This window comes from Nocardioides proteolyticus, assembly GCF_051280635.3.
Lineage (GTDB): Bacteria > Actinomycetota > Actinomycetes > Propionibacteriales > Nocardioidaceae > Nocardioides.
On the sequence record NZ_JBNBPO030000056.1, the window covers coordinates 1 to 2,671 of the forward strand.

At 76.3% G+C, this 2,671-nt stretch carries 3 protein-coding genes and 1 pseudogene; 2 read left to right on the plus strand and 2 right to left on the minus strand.

Annotated features, from left to right (window positions below; translation table 11 throughout):
* A pseudogene (locus ACPOLA_RS19100) lies at nucleotides 1-245 on the minus strand (hypothetical protein); the annotation flags it as partial.
* A 23-nt stretch (nucleotides 246-268) separates the two neighbouring features.
* Here ACPOLA_RS19100 and ACPOLA_RS19105 point away from each other — a divergent pair.
* Nucleotides 269-775, plus strand: a complete 507-nt coding sequence (locus ACPOLA_RS19105; protein WP_435772094.1) for an acyl-CoA thioesterase — start codon at nucleotides 269-271, stop codon at nucleotides 773-775.
* On the opposite strand, the gene ACPOLA_RS19110 is transcribed toward ACPOLA_RS19105, so the two are convergent.
* A complete protein-coding gene (locus ACPOLA_RS19110; RefSeq protein ID WP_435772095.1) occupies nucleotides 765-1,679 on the minus strand; it encodes a LysR family transcriptional regulator in 915 nt (304 codons plus the stop codon). The two genes, ACPOLA_RS19105 and ACPOLA_RS19110, sit on opposite strands and share 11 nt — an antisense overlap.
* Before the next feature lie 95 nt (nucleotides 1,680-1,774).
* Here ACPOLA_RS19110 and ACPOLA_RS19115 point away from each other — a divergent pair.
* Nucleotides 1,775-2,671: threonine ammonia-lyase (locus ACPOLA_RS19115; protein ID WP_435772096.1), on the plus strand; the 897-nt coding region annotated here is incomplete at its 3' end.

The following is a 2,671-nucleotide window of genomic DNA, read 5'->3' on the forward strand; positions in this document are numbered from 1 at the left end:
CGGGTGCCCCGCTGCGGTGGCGGAGCGGCGGGCTGGCGCCCGGGGCCGGGCCGCCCGGGACCGGGCCGAGCGGGCGGCGGCGTGCCGCCGTACTGCTGGGGCGGGGGGAGCCGGTCGGGACGCCGCGGCTGCACCGGGATCTTGCGGGTCGGCTCGGGGTCCTGCCGCGACCGGTCGCCGCCGTAGATCCAGTCGTAGCCGGAGTCCTGGTCGTCCCCGTCGCCACCGCTCCCGCGCCCTGCCATGGAGAAGACGCTACCGTCAGCCCGTGACCGAGTTCCTCGCGGCGCGCTCGCCCTCCTACTCCCGCATCGAGCTGGCCACGGTCACCTCGCGGGCCCAGGCCAACCTCCTCGGCAACATCCACGGGGGCGAGGTGATCAAGCTCGCGGACTCCGCGGCGGGTGTCGTCGCGCAGCGGCACAGCGACGGGCCTGCGGTGACGGCCGCGCTGGACGAGATGGCGTTCCTCGAGCCGGTGCGGGTGGGCGACATCGTGCGCACCAACGCCTGCGTGAACTGGGTCGGCACGTCCTCGATGGAGATCGGCGTGCGGATCGAGACCCAGCCGTGGGACGCGACCACCGAGTGGCTCCACGTGGGGTCGGCCTACTTCGTCTTCGTCGCCATCGACGGTGCGGGGCAGGCTCGGCCGGTGCCGCCGCTACGACCGGAGACCCCCGAGGAGGAGCGCCGGATGCGCGAGGCGGGGATCCGCCGGGCCCACCGGCTCGCCCGCCGGTCGGAGATCGAGGCGGGTCGGCTCACGCCCTGACCCGGTCGGCGACCTCGGTCAGCAGCGCGGCGACGGCGTCGACCGCCGCGGGGTGCGGCGGGGCGCCGTACGTCGACAGCTGGACGCGGCGCTGCGCGCCCGGCACCGGGCGCCGCACCACGCCCGGGTTGTGGTGGGCGCGCAGGGCCAGTCCGGGCAGCACGGTGACGCCGAGCCCGGCGGCGACCAGCGACTGCACCGCGACGTAGTCGTCGCTCGCGAACGCGATCGTGGGGGTGAACCCCGCTTCGGCGCACAGGCTGAGCAGCTCGCGCCGGCAGCGCTCGCAGCCGGTGACCCACGGGGTCGCGGCGTAGTCGGCGAGGTCGACGTCCCCCGCCGCACCGCTCGCCGCACCGACCGGCCCGTCGGCACCGGTGGCCGGGACGACGAGGTCGAGCGGGTCGTCGAGGAGCGCGACGGAGGTGATCTGGTCGGGCTCGGGCTGGTCCGGGTAGCCGAAGGTGAGCGCCAGGTCGGCGTTGCCGGAGCGCAGCAGCTCGTACGACTCGGGCGGCTCGGCCTCGGTCAGCTCGAGCGCGATGCCGGGGTGCCGCTGGGCGAGCAGTGCCATCGCGTCGGGCACCAGGGTCGCGGCGCCCGACGGGAACGCGGCCAGCCGCACGGTCCCGGCCTGGAGGCTGGTCGCTGCCCGCAGCTCCTCCTCGGCGCGCGCGAGGAGCCCGAGGATCTCCTCCCCCCGGCGGGCGAGGCGCCGACCCTCCGGGGTGAGCCGCACGCCGCGTCCGGCCCGCTGGAGCAGCGTCGCGCCGGTCTCCGCCTCCAGCCGCCTGAGGTGGTGGGAGATGGTGGGCTGGCCGTAGTGCAGCTGCGCCGCTGCCGCGGAGACGGTGCCGGTGCGGTGCAGGGCGACGAGGGCCTCGAGGCGGCGGAGGTCGATCACGGCGCCCACGATAGGACGATGGATCGATGACGTCGATCGGAAAGGTTGAGAAGAACTATTGGACCGATAGGTGCCCGGTGCGCGAGGGTGGAGCCATGCCCGCCACGACCGCTCCGGACCTGACGTTCGACGACGTCCGGCGCGCCGGCGAGGTGGTCGCCGCGGAGCTGGCCGCCACGCCGCTGCAGTCGCATCCGCTGCTCGACGAGGCGGCGGGCGCGGCGGTGCTGGTGAAGCACGAGGGTGTCCTTCCCACCGGGTCGTTCAAGGTCCGCGGCGGCGTCCACCTCGCCGCCCGGCTGACCCCCGCCGAGGAGCAGCACGGCCTGGTCACCTGCTCGACCGGCAACCACGCCCAGTCCGTCGCCTACGGCGCCCGGCTCGCCGGGGTGCGCGCCACGGTCGTGATGCCCGAGAGCGCGCCGCAGGTGAAGCGCGACGCGGTGGCCGCGCTGGGCGCGGACGTGGTGGTCGCCGGCACGTCGCTGGGCGAGGCCAGCAGCCACGCGCGAGCGCTGGCCGCCGAGACCGGTGGCTCCTTCATCTGCCCGACCGACCCGCGGATCGTGCTCGGTCACGCGACGGCCTACCTCGAGCTCTTCGCCGAGGCGCCCGAGCTGGCCGCCGTCTACGTCCCGGTCGGCAGCGGCACCGGCGCGGCCGGTGCGTGCCTGGTGCGCGACGTCCTCGCGCCCGGCTGCCGGGTGGTCGGGGTGCAGTCCGACGCGGCGCCGGCCGGCTGGCGCTCGTGGCGCAGCGGCACGATCGAGACCGCGCCCGCCACCACCCGGGCCTCGGGCCTGGCGACCACCACCGGCTACGAGCTGCCGCAGCGGATGCTGCGGGGGCGCCTCGACCGGTTCCTGCTGGTCAGCGACGACGCCATCGACCACGCCGCCCACCTGCTGGCCACCCGGGCGCACACCCTCGCGGAGGGTGCCGGAGCCGCCGCCCTGGCCGGGCTGCTCGCCACCCCCCGGGGCGAGCAGCCG